We start from the raw sequence: 15,229 nt of genomic DNA, 5'->3' as shown, positions 1-15,229 counted from the left end.
GCGCCCGTGTGACGGCCCGGGGCCCCGCCGCGAACGACCGACGTTCGCTGCGGGGCCCCGGGCCGTCCGGCGCTCAGACCGGCTGCGGTTCGAAGTCCCAGTACGGGCGGCGCCGGCGGCGGGCGGAAAGGGTGTGCGGGTGCTCGGCGCCGAGGGTCTCGGTGAGCTGCTGCACGGCCTCCTGCTCCAGCTTGGCCGCCTCCTGGCCGCGCCGCAGGGCCCGCAGGTCGTCGGCGAGGGCCGTCTTGGCCGAGAGGGTCAGCGGGTGGGTGTCGCCGAGCGTCTGCTTGGCGCGCTCCAGGGTGTCCCGGCTCAGCTCGGCGGCGCTCTCCTCGTCGTCGACGCGGTTGCGGGCACCGGCCGCGTTCAGGGCGCAGCCCAGCGTCCAGGGGTGGTCGGGGCCCATCGCCCGGGTCATACCGGCGAGCGCCTGCTCGGCGATGGCCAGCGCGTTGTCCCGCTCGCCGAATTCCCAGCAGACCAGGCCGGTGTTGCCGAGCGCGCCGACGGTGAACGGGTGGGCCTCGCCGACCAGGGTGCGGTACCGCTCGGCCGCCTCCTCGCCCAGCGCCCTGGCCTGGCCGAGGTCGCCGTGCTCGCGCAGGAACGTGGCGTAGTTGGCCTGCATCATGAGCGTTTCCGGGTGCCGGGGGCCGTGCACCCGGCGGGAGCGCTCCACCACGTCCCCCATCAGCGCGTCGGCCTGGGTGACGGCGCCGGAGCGGCGCAGGCACAGCGCGAGGTTGTGCTCGGCGCGCAGGGTCAGCGGTGTGTGCCGGCCCATCACCTGGTGGTAGAGCCGTACGTTCAGCTCCTGGCGGGACAGCGCGTCGGTGTAGCGGCCGAGCAGGCGCAGCATGCGGGCGTACGAATACGCGGCGCCGAGCGTGAGGTGGTGCCGGGCCCGCAGCTCGCGCTCCCAGACGAGCAGCACCTCGCCGTAGAGGGTGAGCGCTTCCTCGTAGCGGCCGACGGCGCTGAGCGCGGAGGCGAGGTTGCTGCGCGAGGACAGGGTGAGCGGCGCCTCGGGGCCGAGCAGTTCCGTACGGCCCCGGACGACCCGCTCGAAGATCTCCCGCGCCTGTTCGTAGGAGCCCAGTGCCATGAGGGTGCCGGCCAGGCCGTCCTGGGCGCGCAGCAGGGCGCCGTCGCCCGGGTCGCGTTCGGCGGCCAGTTCCTCGACGATGGCGCTGCCGACCGCCTCGGCCTCGCGGTAGCGGCCCAGCCGGCGCAGCATGTTGGCGTGCTGGTGGGTGACCACGAGCATGGTGCGCTGGGTGGGCGCGATGCGGGTGCGCCAGCGGGAGAGGAACTGCTCGCACAGCCGCAGGCCCATCCGGTACTCGCCGCGCACCCGCAGGTATTCGATGCAGTTGAGCAGCAGTTCCTGGACGGAGGTCTCCGGGCTGTCCAGGACGCCGGCCGGCTCCAGGTGCGGGATGAGCGCGGCGTACTGCTCCCAGGTGCGGGTGTCGGAGGGGCTCTGCGGGTCGGCGGTGGCCAGCACCCGGCAGGCGGTGGCGGACATCGTGTCCCGCTCGTCCTCGGACATGTCGCTGCGCAGGAACCGGTGGTAGAGCCGGTGCATCTGGGCCGTCTCCACGGCCGGGTCCGTGGTCGTCTGGGCGACCTGGTAGTCGAGGCGTACGGCCGTGGACTCGGTCAGCCGCCGCAGCGCGGTGTTCCAGGCGATCGGCTCGGCCGCCAGGTCGGCGAGGTATTCGGGCAGGTCGCCGCGGCGGGCGCGGGCGAGCATCGGCACCGGGATGGCGTCCGGGGTGAAGAACGCGAAGAGCTTGAGCAGTTCGACGGCGGCGGGGCTGCGTTCGCGCAGCGTGTTGAGCGTTATGGCCCAGCTGGTCTGGAAGGCCATCGGGTAGTCGGTGGAGATGCGGATGCCGACCAGGCTCGGCTCGCCGCGCCGGATCAGCTCGATGTACTCCCTGGGCGCCATCGGGTTGGCGTCCAGCCAGGCGGCGGTCTGCGCGAGCAGCAGCGGCAGGTCCTGCACGGCGTCCGCGAGCAGGTCGGCCTCGGTGCTGGTCAGCCGTGGGGCGCGGCGCCGCGCGTAGGCGACGGACTCGGTACGGGTGAAGGGCAGCACCTCGATCTCCTGGGCGCTGCCGGAGCCGGACCAGTCCCGGGTGAGGGTGGTGATCAGGACGTGCCCGCGGCCGTCCGGCACCAGGTCCTCGATCTGCTCCATGTCGTCGGCGCTGTCGAAGATCAGCAGCCAGCGGCGGTACGGGCGGCCGATGCGCAGCGCCTCGTGGACGGCGCGGATGCGGTCGCCCAGCTCCTGGCCGACCGGCAGGCCGAGGCGGGTGGCCAGCTCGGCGAGCTGTTCGCGGGCCGCGCCGCGGTTGGTGGCGCTGATCCACCACACCACGTCGTAGTCGTTGCCGAACCGGTGGGCGTACTCGGCGGCGATCTGGCTCTTGCCGACGCCGGAGATGCCGTACAGGGCGATCCGGGTCTCCAGGGGCTGGCCGGCGCCGGGCAGCGGCCCCGCCAGCTTGCCGTGCAGCTCTTCCAGCGCGGCGTCGCGGCCGGTGAACCGGTTGTTGCGGCGGGGGATGTTCCAGATCTCGGGCGGGTCGTTGGGGAAGCGCGGGGCGTCGGCGGCGGGCTCGGTGGGGCGCCGGGCGGCGGCCGGGACGCCGAGGCGGTTCAGGACGCGGCGGTTGGCCTCGACGGCGTCCAGGTCGCGCAGGTCGGCGGGGCGCAGCACGGAGGCGGTGGCGGGCAGCCGCTGGGTGGCGACGCTGACGGCGGCGAACCGGTCGGCGTGGTCCGGTACGACCTCCTGGAGGGCGGCCGTCCACTCCTCGTGGGTCTTGGGGCCGAGTTTGAAGTACCAGTCGTCCAGCACCATCAGCAGGCGGCCCTCGGCGGCGAGCAGGCCGGCCAGTTCCTCGGTGAGGGGGCTGTCCGCGGCGGGGTCCCAGCGCAGCATGGTGGTGCCGTGCCCGAGCTGTTCCAGCTGGTGCGAAATCCAGGCCGCCCACGGCCGGTTGAAGCCCGCGTAGCTGATGGTGATGTGCTCTCCGGAGCCGGTGGTTGCGGACTGATCGGCCATGCGCCCGTCTCCTCGGTAGGCGGTGGTTCGCGCGTGCGCGAGCTGGCTGTTCGGCACGATAGCCCAAGTATCACCCGGGGTGGCGACGCCACGTCAGGTCTTGTGCCCTGTGGGCCAGTTGATCGTTACGGCATTCAGGTCAGCACCGGGCCGGGTGGCCGGTCCACGTGCACCGCGGCGGCGAGCCGGGCGGCGATGTGCCGGATCACCCGTTCCAGGTCGGCGCAGTACACGGAAGGGTTACGGAAGCCGCTGCGGCCGGCCCGGTAGCGGTGGGCGTAGTTGCCGCCGCCGCAGACCGTCATCAGGGGGCAGGCGCGGCACCGGTCGCACAGGGCGTCCGCGCCGAGCCGGCGGGCGGCCATCCCGGGGTGGCCGAGCGCCTCGTCGAAGCTGTTGCGGAAGACGTCCAGGCCGGTGGCGGGGGCGCCCTCGTACGCCGATTTGAGGGAGTCGACCTGCTCGATGGCGCCGTCGGTGTCCACGACGAGCGCGACCACGGGCGACAGGCCGACCGCCTCGCTGGTGCTGGGTCTGCCCAGCAGCAGGCCGATGATCTCGGTGAAGAGGCGGATGCGGGGTGCCGGGCCGGTCCGGTCCCACCACAGGTCGAAGACGGTGCACAGCCAGTCGCCGTACGGGGTGCGGCTCACCGGGCCCGGGGGCAGCGGCGGGCGGCTGGTCCAGTTGGCGTGCGGGAGGAGGAAGTCGAGCATCGGGGGGCCGAGCGCGCGCAGCGAGTCGTAGACCCGGGCCGGGTCGGAGGTGAGGTCGATGGTGCACAGGATGCCGGCGAAGACGCCAGGGCGGCGGGCCAGCAGCCGGGCGGCGCGGGACGCGGCCGGCCAGGAGGGGCGGCCGGCGTGGTCCAGGCGCCGCCGGTTGAGGCCGGCGGTGCCGCCGTCCAGGCTGAGCCCGATCCGGAAGCCCGCGCCGGCCAGCGCGTCGAGCGCCGGCGGGGTGAGCAGGGTGCCGTTGGTCTGCACCCCGAGGTGCACGCGGCAGCCGGCCGGGAGCGCGGCGCGCACCGCGGCGGCCTGAGCGAGGAGCGGGCCGGGCCCGGTGAGCAGGGGTTCGCCGCCGTGCAGGTCGATGCGTATCTCGTCGAGGCGGTGAGCGCGTACGTGTTCGGCGATGCGCAGCGCGGTCTGGCGGACGGTGCCGGGCGGGGCGTGCGGCGGGCGGTCGCGCCAGCTGCGGTCCGGGCCCGCGTAGATGTAGCAGTACGTGCAGGCGAGGTTGCAGCGGCTGTGCGTCTTCAGGACGAACTGGCGGAAGGGCACCGCGGTCCGGTCCGGGCTCTGGCACACCATGACGCCGCCCCCTGCCTGCGTCCGACGTCCGGGCACCCCGATGACGGCCCGCTGTCGCCATACCTGGGCCCGGCCACCCGAGAACATGCACACGGCAACGGCAACTGGCCGGATTCGCCGCCCTATTGCCCAAAAACCGCCGTCCGGATCGCCCGGCGCCCCGGGTCAGGGGCCGGCCGGCACCACCCTGTCGTCGGGGTCGCCCGGTCCGTCGTCGTAGTACGCCACCGCCCGCTCGGCGGGGACCCAGGTGCGCAGCAGGACCGCCGCCACCTCCCCCAGCGCCGGATGGCCCGTCCGCGCGGCCAGCGCGGCCACATCGACACCGCCGAAGTCCGGCAGCGGCTCGGCCGACGGGCCGGACGGCTCGGCCGGTACGGCCGGGGCCGTACCGGTGACGGGGACTGTCGCCACGCTGTTCTCCTCTGGGCCGGGTGGACGGGGTGTTCCCGCGCGCCCGTGCACGGAAACACACCGGCCCGGCCGGGTCAGACGGTCATTCGGACGGTTCCAGGGCGCGCATCCGCTCCCTCGTGCGCCGGGCCTCCGGGCCGTTCTCCTCGGACGCGCGCTGCCACTGCTCCCAGCTCTCCCGGTAGGCGGGCAGCGCCGCCTGCGGGCCCGCCGTGTCTTCCAGGACGCCGGCCCGCCGGTGGTGGGCGCGCGCCGCCAGCAGCGGGCTGCCGGCCCGCTCGGCGGCGGACGCGGCCCGCCGGTAGGACGCGGCGGCGCGGTCGTGCCGCTCGCGGGAGTCGAAGCGGCGGTCCAGCACGAGCTGGACGTCGCCGACCTCCAGCCAGGCCTCCGCGCTGACGACCGGGTCGGCCGAGCTGCGCGCGGCCAGCTCCAGGACCCAGTCGGCCTCGTGCAGGTCGGCCAGGGAGGGCTGGCGGTCGTGGCGCAGGCGCAGGGCGCGGCCGAACAGCAGGCGGTGGGCGCCCAGTTCGGGGGCGTTCGGAGCGACCCGGCCGAGCGCCTCGCGCAGCACGTGCACCGCCTCGTTCGCCAGCCGTTTGCCCTGGTCGCCGGGGGGCTCCAGCCGGGCGCGGGACAGCAGTGCCGCGCCGCGCCGGGCGAGCAGGGAGCTGTGTTCGGACGAGTCGGGAGTGGTCAGGCGGAGCGCGGCGGCCAGCGCCTCGATCGCCGCGTCCAGGGCGTCGGGGTCGGCGGTACGGGCGTGCAGGGCGCTGTACGCCGCTGCCGTACGGCTCAGGGCCTCCGCCTCCAGGGCCCGGTCGCGCAGTTCGCGGGCGAGCGCGCGGGCCCGCTCCAGGACCGGCAGCACGGCGTCCGGCCCGATGCCGCCGCCGAGCAGGGAACGGGCCTGGGCCAGCTCCAGCAGCGTCTCGCAGACCTTGCGGTCGGCGGTGCTGCCCCGGCGGCGCAGCAGCGTCGTGGCGGTGTCCAGGTCGGCGGTGGCGCGCAGGGCGAGTGCTCCGGTGTGCGCCTCGGTCCCCGTCTCGCGCTCGGCGGCGCGGCGCGCCTGGTCCAGCAGGACGCCGCCGCGTGCGGCGTAGACCTCACCGGGCACCTGCTCGCCGCTGGGCCACTGTGCCAGGAGGGTGGTCAACGCCTGCTCGGCCTCGTCGAGGGGGTCGGCGACGCGGCCGGTGACGTTCGCGGCGGCCGCGGGCAGCGCGGCCAGCCGCCGCAGCACTTCGGTACGCAGCACCATGCTCTCCAATACGCGGGGGTCCAGCAGGCTCATCAGCCCGCAGGCGGCGTCCAGATGGCGCGCGGCGTCCTCCAGCGCGCCCCGTTCACCGTCCGGGTACCCCGCGGCGCCGCGTTCCTGCGCGGCGGCGTAGCGCACCCTGGCGAGCACGATCAGCGCCCTGACGCGTGCTTCGCCGTCCCCCTCCGGCGACTGCGCCGGATCCTCGCCGACGGCCTCGGCCGCGGCCCGTACCGCCCGTTCCGCCTCCTCCAGGGCGTCCGGCTGCCGCCACTCGGCCCAGCCGTGCAGCAGCGCGCGGGCGAGGTCGGTGCCCGCGGCGGGCAGCCGCTGCGCCGCGGCGCGCAGCAGCCGCACGGCTTCGATCAAGTCCCGTACGGTGCCGTCCTGTTCGTAGCGCGCCAGCAGTGCGGCACCCTTGGCGGCGGGCCCGTCGGGTGCGTACGACAGCTGTGCGGGCGTGCGCAGGGCCGGTTCGAACCGGCGCAGTACCCGCTCGGAGATCCGCGCGAACGGCTCGGGCACGGCGCGCTGCCCGGTCGTCGGCTCCCGGCCGCTGCCGGAGAGCATGGCGACCGCCACCGCGGGGAAGTTCCGGGCGGTGCGGCCGAAGGTGCGCTCGATGTAGAGGGAGCAGTGCTTGAGGACGAGGGCGGCCTCACCGGCGCTCAGCCGGCTCAGCAGCTCGTCCCGCACGCCCGGCACGAACTCGTACCAGGGGCCGCCGGCCGGGCCCTCGCCCCCCGGTCCGCCCGGCGGGTCGGGCAGCTGCTCGATCAGGCCGCTGAGCAGCACCTCCGCCAGCTCGGTGGGGCCGGTCTGGGGCAGCATCGCGCGCTGTACGAGCTGGATGACGGGCAGCGCGAGCGGTACGGCCGACAGGTGGACGGCCAGGTGCCGGGCGTCGGGCGAGGCGGTCTGTTCGAACTCGCGGACCAGCCGGGCCGGTTCGGGGCGTCCGGCGTCCCGCGCGAGGTGCGTGCCCAGACCGTGGTCGGAGCGGACGACGGCGGCGGCGCCGCGCAGCGACAGGCCGGATTCGGCCGCGGCCAGCCGGGCCCAGGAGCCGAGGGCGGCGGGCGCGGCCGACAGGACCGGCACGGCGCGCTCGCGGGCCGCGTCCCGCGGGCGCCCGGTCGCGGCCGGCGTACGGCGGCGGCGCCGGGCGGGCCGGAAGTCCAGGGCGCGGTAGGGTCCCTGGCGCCGTACGAGCGTGCCCGCGACGGCGGGCAGCAGGGTGCGCGCCCACATCCGCTGCGGCAGCGGCTGCACCACGGCGAGCGGCGCGTCGGCCGCCCAGCGGTACAGCAGCCGCTGGATGCGGCCGTCCCGCCACAGCGGGCCCGCGCAGTCGCTCACGACGAGGGTGAGGTGGTGGCCGGTGGGGTCGTGCAGCTGGTCGGCGGGGCGCAGCGGCGCGTCCCGGCCGGGCCCGGCGGCGACGCCGACCTCGTCGCCGTGCGGGTGGAGGTAGTGCACCGTCACGTCGCGGAAGGCGCCGACCCGCTCGCAGACCTGCCGCAGGTCGTGCAGCATCTGCTCCCACACGGCCATGGAGGACGAGCCGTCCATCAGCAGGCGCAGGCTGGCCGCGCGGCGGCGGATGCCGCGCAGCACCGGGATGATCAGTTCGGCGTGGGCCGAGAGGTCGGCGGTGGCGGCCTCGTCCAGTTCCCGGCGGACCGGGGCGACCGGCGGGTGGTAGCGCTGGACCGGCCGCAGGGCGCGCTGGAGCGGCAGCAGGCCGGGGAAGGCGGAGGCGACGGGGATGCCGACCTCGCCGAGCCGTCCGTGGCCGGGGGCGAGGGCGCGGTCGTCCTGCGCGGGCAGCAGGTCCACCTCCGTACGGCGGGGGCGGTCCCGGGCGGCGTGCTCCGTACCGGGCGGTGCCTCGCGGGCGGGCTCCCGACCGCGGGGGTCCACGGAAAATGTGGCCGGTTTCGGCCTCTGTCCGGCCGGCGGAACCGTCTCGCCGGCGGGCGTCCCCTCGCCGTCGGCGGCTCCCGGGGTGATCCACCGGGCCAGCCACAGGGCGTCCGCCATGGCGCGGGCGTCGGCGGGCAGACCGGCCGCGCGCAGTCGCGCGACGATCTCACCGAGGGGGCCGTGGCCCGGTCCGCCGGCCGGCACCGCGGCTCACCTGGTCCGATCCAGGGGCCGCAGCAGTTCGGCCGTCAGGCGCCGCCGCGTCTCCTCCTCGTCCTCGTCCGCCCAGCCGGCCTTCTGCGTCAGGTGGATCGCGTTGAGCAGCTGGTCCACGGCCCGTACGTCGCCGGGTTCGCGGTCCAGGAAGCGGTCGATGACCGACTCGTACTCGGCGGCGGCGCTCTCGCCGAAGTGCGCCCGGACCATGTCCGTGAGCCGCTCCTTGTCGGGCGTGGGGATGTTCAGGTGGATGCAGCGGCGCAGCAGCGGCGCGGGGAAGTCCCGCTCGCCGTTGCTGGTCAGCACGATGAACGGGAAGGCGCGGCAGCGTACCCGGCCGTCGCGCACGGTGACCTGCACGCCGTCGTCGCTGAGCACCGGCACCTCGGGGGCGGATCCGGCCAGCCGCTCCAGCTCCGGAATCCGGAACTCCCCTTCCTCCAGGACGTTGAGCAGGTCGTTCGGCAGGTCGATGTCACTCTTGTCCAGCTCGTCGACGAGCAGGACGCGCGGCTTCGCGGCGGGCAGCAGCGCGGTGCCGAGCGGGCCGAGGCGGATGTAGCGGCCGATGCCGCCGCCCGGCTCGTCCGGCGCCCCCGCGCGCCCCTGCGTCGCCGGGGGCTGGGCCGCGCGGGCGATCTGGAGGTCCTGGAGGCGGCCGATGGCGTCGTACTCGTACAGCCCGTCGCGCAGCGAACTGCGGCTGACGATGGGCCAGTTCAGCACCCGGCCCAGGCCCAGCTCGTAGGCGACCGAATGCGCGAGGGTGGACTTCCCGCTGCCCGGGGCGCCGGTGACCAGCAGCGGGCGGCGCAGGTAGAGCGCGGCGTTGACCAGCTCGCGCTCGGTCTCGCCCGGCCGGTGGTAGCTGGCCTCGCGGCGCTGCACGCCGAGCCGGCGCTCGGAGGCGTGGTCCAGGGCGGCGGGCGGCGCCACCAGCGGCCCGCCATCGAAATCGCGCCACGGAGGGGGTGGGGGTAACTGCTCGATGCCGTCGTGCGGAGCCCCCGCGCCACGGTAGATGAGCCAGTCGCTCACGTCGGAACTCCTCGTCGCCGGCCGGCCATCGGGCAGGGGCGAAGGGCCGCGGCGGAGCAACCGGCAAGCGTCGGCAGCCGCTTCCCGCCCTCCCCGGACCCGTCCCCCCTAGCAATCTCTCACGACGCTAGGACAGTAGCCAGCCGGACGGAAGGATACGGGGCGTTTTCGGTCCCGGGAGCCGTCATGGGGGCGACAATTGGGTGCCCTGGGAGAAGAGTTGGGGGATCGGATTGCCCGGGTCGTCGTAGAGCAGCACCAGGTCCCGGGCCCAGGAGGCACCGCCCTCCGCGGCCTTGGCGCGCAGCTCACGCACCAGTTCCGGCAGTTCGGTCACCGACTTGGGCGCGCCGAGCAGTTGCCGCACCTCCCGGTGGAAATCGTCACAGCTGCGGTCGCACTCGCGCTCGTCGTGCCCCCCGGCCGGCCACAGCGCGACCGGGTGGCCGGCGTCCAGCGCCCAGCCGACGGCCTCCAGCCCGGTGCCGTCCGCCACCGACCGGCACAGCGCCGGGACCGCGCCCTCGGCCGCCTCCTCCAGCAGCCGCGACAGGCCCGAAGCGGTGGCCCGGGCGCCGGGCGGCACCCGCAGCGCGGTCAGCCGCCGGGCCGCGGTCAGACCCTGCCAGCGCCGTAACCAGGCCGGGTCCACCTCCTGGCGGCGCCCCTGGTCGCGCAGCACCACCGCGCGCGCCGGGCCCAGCGGGCGCAGCCGCGCGGTACGGCGGGTCGAGGCGGGCACCTGCCAGCGGTCCGCCGCGGTGTGCCAGTGCTCCTCCGGAACCGCCACCTCCAGACGCACCCGGACGCCGCCCGCCGCGTCGTCGGCGCGCAGCAGACGCGGGCCGAGCCGCCGCACGACCTGGTCCCGGGCCTCCTCGAAGGTCATCCCGTCCCGGGACTCCTGGATCTCGACGCGCTGCCACCGGCCCTGCCCGTACCCCTCGCTCACCGACCAGTTGAACAGCTGCCGCCCGCCGGCGTCGTCGTAGAACAGCGGCTCGAACTCCACCAGGACCGCGTCGGGGCGGCACCGCACCGGGCCGATCCGCTCGCGGTCCCTGGGCAGCAGCACGACCGCCTTCGCCGTCACGAACAGCGCCAGCCGCTCGGCCGCCGCGCGCGCCTCGGCGCCCTCGTCGCCGGGGACGCCGCGCGCCTCGTCGGCCGTGCGCTGCGCGACGATGCGCAGGTAGTGCACGAAGGCGCACAGCTCCGTGTACGGGTCGCTGCCCTGGTAGAGCGCGCCGTGCCCGTCCCGCCACGTACGCAGTGTCCACGGCCCGGTACGGCCGGCCCGGCCCGCCGGGTCCGCGCGGCCCAGTGCCTCGGCGACCGCGGCGGCCACCACCAGCGGGTCGCGGGGCGGGGGCAGCGACGCCAGCAGGTCGAGCGCCTGCAACCGCTCCTGTACGCCCCACAGCCGGCCGCGCCCGGCCATGATCGCGTGCTGGGCGTCGAACCAGGTCGGCTCGCCCGTCCCGCCGAGGTCCTGACCGGCCCAGTGCCAGCGGTCGTGCAGGCTCGTCAGCGCGTGGTACGGGTCGTCGCCGAGGCCGGTGGCGCCCGGCACGAGGTGGTCCGGCGCCAGCCGCCGTAACTCGGCGACCGGCACCGCGAGCCCGACCCGGTCCTCGCGGTGGCTGCCCTTGACGATGCCGACGACCTCTCCGCGGTCGCAGTCCAGCAGCGGCCCGCCGGACGCGCCCGGGGTGACCCGCACATCGCTGCCGAACTGGAGCCCGCGGGAGTCGCGGGCACCGAAGCGCACGGCTATGAAGGGATCGATGGGGGTCAGTGGAAGGGCGGGGGCGAGGCCGTCGGGTCTGTGGGGGCCGTCGCCCTCCGCTCCGCGCGGCGGCACGGCTTCGCCGTACACCGCCCCGGGCCCGCCGAGCTGATCGTGTCCCCGGAAGATGAACGCGTCCTCCAGGAGCGCCGCGGGCTGGTCGCTGAGCCAGGCGCACGGGTGCGCGACGTCCGGGTCCAGCAGCCGGAGCAGGGCCAGGTCGACGCGGGGGCCGGGGGCCGGGTGGCTCAGGTCGTACTCCAGGCGCGCGGCGGCCACCTGGCCGTCGAACGCCACACCGACCTCCCCGTCCGGCCCGGTCGGGCGGCGCCGCCCGTCACCGCTGACCAGCACATGGGCGCAGGTCAGCACCCACCCGGGGGCGACGAACACCCCACTGCCCCACACCGGGGCCGGCCGCACGCCGGGGGCCGGGCGGATCGCGACGGTGGCGCGCCCCGCGTGGTCCAGCAGGCGTGCGAACTTCTCGCGGTCCGCCCGTTCGGCGCGCTCGGGCCCGTGACCGCCGTCCGAGGCCGCCATCACGCGTCCGGGTTGTCCGGCCCTCGGCCGCCGGTCCGGCCCTGGTCCACCGCCGCTTCCCGCTCCTGCCGCCGCCAGGTGAGCGTCACCGACAGGTTCGCCTTGGCCTCGCCGTCCGCGAGCAGCGCGACGGCCCGGCCGGGCTTGGCCGCCACCTCGATGCCGAAGCTCACGCTCGTCTCGTCCGGCGCGACCCGCTCGGTCGCCGCGCGCAGGCTCGCCGCGACGCCGCCGACCAGCTCGCGCAGCCCTTCCACCCGGGCGCCGAGTGCGTCCCACGCCCCTACGTCGTCGAATTCCTCGTCCGGATCACCCGAAATGTCCAATCGTGCGACGCGGGCCCAGACCTGCGTCCCGTCGGGCAGCTCGATGAGATGTGCGCGATCGCGCATCACGGCCTCCTGCTCCCCCCTGAGCGGCAACGTCGCACTGCCCCAGGGCCGTTGACAGGTGATCAGGTTATCCCCAGGGTGCGAGTGACGCGAGGGGTCGCGACGCCTGCCTATCCTGGCCGGGAACGTCACGAGAACTGGTGGAGAGCACGTGTATTTCACGGATCGCGGTATCGAGGAGCTGGAGAGCCGGCGCGGCGAGGAAGAGGTCACCCTCGGCTGGGTCGCCGACCAGCTCCGCACCTTCGTCGACCTCAACCCCGACTTCGAGGTCCCCGTAGAACGCCTGGCCACATGGCTCGCCCGCCTGGACGACGAGGACGACGACTGACCGCCTTCGGCGGGGCGGGACCGTAAGGCGCGCCCTGGTGGGGGTGCGCCGTTCGCCTCCGGCGGGGGCGGGGCTGTGAAGCTCGCCCTGGTGGGGTGCGCGCCGTGCGCGAGGGGTCCGGTGGGTTGGGGCTCGGGGCCCCTCCGGGATCTCTCCTCGGCGCCGTTGAGCCCGCGCGGACGAAATCGCAATCTAGTCGCCCGGTCGTCCTGCGGGGAGACCCCGGAGTGTCCCCGAGCCCTGCCGTCGGGCGACTATCCCGCCGTCGTGACTGGGCACTGACACCACGGGCGTCACTCTGCTCCGCGTGGAGTGGCGCCCCGGCCGGCGCATACGTGTACGCGAGCCTCGCCACCGGGTGGGCGCCCACCCCGGTCACCGTTCTTTTCCCACCCCCACCGGGCCGAGCACGCCAACCGACCGGAGGGGGCGTGCAGGGGGCCATCCCCGCAGGACGACCGGGCGACTAGGTTGCCGAATACCCCCGCGCGGGCTCAACGGCGCCGAGGAGATGGCCCCCTGCACGCCCCCGCACCACAACGAACCCATGCGCCCGCGCGTCAGCGCATGCGCAAGGCCCACACCCCCACCCGCCGCGACAGCGGCATGCGCATGCTGCGCACCACTTGGTCCCACCCCACCCCGCGATATATCGTGACACCGTATACGCGATATGCCGCGTCGCCGACAGGGAAGGCCAGGACATGACAGCCCGGACCGAGTGGTCGGTCTCCGCGCCGCGCACGCTGGAGATCGAGGAAGAGATCACCACGCTTGAGGTACGGCTCGTCGGCGGAACCGTCAACGTCGTCGGCACGGCCGACCCCGGCCGGGCCCGCGTCGAGATCGGCGAGCTGACCGGAGCACCGCTGACCGTCCGGCACGAGGCGGGCCGGCTCACCGTCGCCTACGACGATCCGCCCTCCAGGGGCCTCCGCGCGCTCCTGGAGCACCGCCACCGCAGCGCCGTCGTCTCGGTCACCGTCCCCGGCCCGACCCGCGTCACGATCGGCACCGTGAGCGCGAGCGCGGTGCTCTCGGGGATCTCCGGGCGTACGGAGCTGCGCGGGGTGTCCGGCGACAGCACCCTGGTCCGGCTGACCGGCCCCGTACGGGCCGAGACGGTGTCCGGCCGGGTGGAGGGCCAGGCCGTCACCGGCGACCTGCGCTTCCACTCCGTCTCCGGCGACCTGACCCTCATCGAGGGCTCCGGCGGCACCGTGAAGGCGGATTCGGTCAGCGGCGACATGGTCCTGGACCTCGATCCGGCGGCGACGGGTACGGACCTCAGCCTGACGACGGTCTCCGGCGAGGTCGCCATCCGGCTGCCCGCGCCGGGCGACACCGAGGTCGACGCGAACACCACCAGCGGCACGGTCACCAACGCCTTCGAGGACCTGCGCGTCAGCGGCCGGTGGGGCGCCAAGCGGGTCACGGGCCGGCTCGGCTCGGGCAGCGGCCGGCTGAGGGCCACCACGCTCTCCGGGGGCCTGGCCCTGCTGCGCCGCCCACCGTCCGAGGACCGGCCCGCGGCCTCGGCCGGAGGGCCCGCCACCGCGGCGAGCGGACCCGCACCACAGGGGGAAGAGACCACCGGCCCGCACGCCGAAGCCGAAGCCCCGGCCCCCGGCGAACCCGGCACCCCGCCCCGCCCCGCGAGGCACCCCCAAGACGACTCCCCCGCCGACGAGAAGGTGCTCTGAAGCCATGCCCCCCGTCTTCGCCCATGGCCGCCTCCGCCTGTATCTGCTCAAGCTGCTGGACGAGGCCCCGCGGCACGGTTACGAGATCATCCGGCTGCTGGAGGAGCGGTTCCGGGGCCTGTACGCGCCGTCCGCCGGCACGGTCTACCCCCGGCTGGCCAAGCTGGAGGCCGAGGGACTGGTCACCCACACCACCGAGGGCGGCCGGAAGGTCTACTCGATCACCCCGGCGGGCCGCGCCGAACTGGCGGACCGGGGCGGTGAGCTGGCCGACCTGGAGATGGAGATCCGGGAGTCGGTCGCGGCGCTGGCGTCCGACATCCGGGAGGACGTGAGCGGCTCGGCGCGGGACGTGCGCCGCGAGCTGCGGGAGGCGGCCCGGCAGGCGCGGGAGGGCCTGCGCGGCGGGCCCGGGGCCGGCCCGGGCGGTGGCGAGGAGCACGGCTTCCCGGACGCCGCCGAGTACTTCGACGGCCGGTTCGGCGACCGGGAGGCGTGGCGGCAGGCGAAGGAGGAGTTCCGCCGCGCCAAGGAGGAGTGGAAGGAGCAGGCCCGGCGGGCCAAGGAGGAGAGCCGGCGGGCCAAGCAGGACGCGCAGCGGGCGCGCAAACAGGCCCGGGAGGCCCGGTCGTTCGTCCGCGAGGAGGTCCAGGAGGCCATCCGGCGCGTACAGGAACAGGCCCAGGAGCACGTACGCACCGGGGACTGGGCGGGGGCGCTGCGGGAGGCGCTGTCGGAGGTCTCGCGGGAGATGGGCCGTTTCGCGGCCGGGCCGGAGGGGGCGGACGGACGGACGGCGGGCGCGGAACGGCCGGGCGGGGGTACCGGGCGGGCGCCGGCGGACGGGGGCGGCGCCGGGTTCACCGAGGAAGACGCCGTGGCGGGGAGCGGCACGGGGGACGGTACCGGTACGGCGCGGCCGGCGCCCGGCGGCCGGGCGCCCGCGGAGCCCGCGTGGGCGTCCGAGCCCGGTTCCGGCGACCCCGCGCGGGACTTCGACCGGCTGCTGGACCGCTTCCGCGACGACCTGCGGGACGCCGCGCGCGACCACGGCGTGACGGCGGAGCAGTTGGCGGACGTACGCCGCCGTCTGTCCGCGACTGCTGCGCACGTCGGAGCGTTGCTGCGGAACCCGGGGGCATATGCGGCCGGTCAGGAGCCGCCGCGCTGACCGTCCCGCCGCACCGCCCGGCGATTACGCACAGTTGCCTGCGAGGGGCT

10 protein-coding genes are annotated in these 15,229 nt (G+C 75.5%); 3 read left to right on the top strand and 7 right to left on the bottom strand.

Features of this window, described 5'->3' with window-relative positions; genetic code table 11:
- Window positions 1-73 precede the first annotated feature (73 nt).
- The 7 genes from fxsT to ACH4FX_RS17840 form a co-directional block, all read right to left on the bottom strand.
- Window positions 74-3,079, bottom strand: coding sequence for an FxSxx-COOH system tetratricopeptide repeat protein (gene fxsT / locus ACH4FX_RS17870; protein WP_398479886.1), 3,006 nt, complete (start codon window positions 3,077-3,079; stop codon window positions 74-76).
- Window positions 3,080-3,213: 134 nt separating this feature from the next.
- On the bottom strand, window positions 3,214-4,392 hold the full coding sequence (locus tag ACH4FX_RS17865) for an FxsB family cyclophane-forming radical SAM/SPASM peptide maturase (RefSeq protein ID WP_398479884.1): 1,179 nt from the start codon (window positions 4,390-4,392) through the stop codon (window positions 3,214-3,216).
- 165 nt (window positions 4,393-4,557) lie between these two features.
- Entirely contained in the window at window positions 4,558-4,806 is a 249-nt protein-coding gene (locus ACH4FX_RS17860; protein ID WP_398479882.1) for a YxD-tail cyclophane-containing RiPP peptide, read from the bottom strand.
- A gap of 82 nt (window positions 4,807-4,888) precedes the next feature.
- Window positions 4,889-8,197, bottom strand: coding sequence for an SAV_2336 N-terminal domain-related protein (locus ACH4FX_RS17855; protein WP_398479880.1), 3,309 nt, complete (start codon window positions 8,195-8,197; stop codon window positions 4,889-4,891).
- 6 nt (window positions 8,198-8,203) lie between these two features.
- On the bottom strand, window positions 8,204-9,250 hold the full coding sequence (locus ACH4FX_RS17850) for an AAA family ATPase (protein WP_398479878.1): 1,047 nt from the start codon (window positions 9,248-9,250) through the stop codon (window positions 8,204-8,206).
- A 184-nt stretch (window positions 9,251-9,434) separates the two neighbouring features.
- Window positions 9,435-11,582 (bottom strand): trypsin-like peptidase domain-containing protein, encoded by a 2,148-nt coding sequence (locus ACH4FX_RS17845; protein ID WP_398479876.1) that lies wholly within the window; start codon window positions 11,580-11,582, stop codon window positions 9,435-9,437.
- Window positions 11,582-11,974 (bottom strand): CU044_2847 family protein, encoded by a 393-nt coding sequence (locus ACH4FX_RS17840; protein WP_398479874.1) that lies wholly within the window; start codon window positions 11,972-11,974, stop codon window positions 11,582-11,584. The genes ACH4FX_RS17845 and ACH4FX_RS17840 overlap by 1 nt, the downstream gene beginning before the upstream one ends.
- A 151-nt stretch (window positions 11,975-12,125) precedes the next feature.
- Between ACH4FX_RS17840 and ACH4FX_RS17835 the strand changes: the two genes are divergently transcribed.
- The 3 genes from ACH4FX_RS17835 (at window position 12,126) to ACH4FX_RS17825 (ending at window position 15,179) form a co-directional block, all read left to right on the top strand.
- On the top strand, window positions 12,126-12,305 hold the full coding sequence (locus tag ACH4FX_RS17835) for a DUF6104 family protein (RefSeq protein ID WP_398479872.1): 180 nt from the start codon (window positions 12,126-12,128) through the stop codon (window positions 12,303-12,305).
- Window positions 12,306-13,009: 704 nt separating this feature from the next.
- A complete protein-coding gene (locus ACH4FX_RS17830; protein ID WP_398479870.1) occupies window positions 13,010-14,008 on the top strand; it encodes a DUF4097 family beta strand repeat-containing protein in 999 nt (332 codons plus the stop codon).
- A 4-nt stretch (window positions 14,009-14,012) separates the two neighbouring features.
- A complete protein-coding gene (locus ACH4FX_RS17825) occupies window positions 14,013-15,179 on the top strand; it encodes a helix-turn-helix transcriptional regulator (protein WP_398479868.1) in 1,167 nt (388 codons plus the stop codon).
- The last annotated feature ends 50 nt before the right edge of the window (window positions 15,180-15,229 follow it).

Source organism: Streptomyces sp. NPDC018019 (assembly GCF_044327805.1).
In the GTDB taxonomy this organism is placed as follows: domain Bacteria; phylum Actinomycetota; class Actinomycetes; order Streptomycetales; family Streptomycetaceae; genus Streptomyces.
Note: the sequence above shows the minus strand (reverse complement) of the source record. Positions and strands in the feature narration are given on the sequence as shown.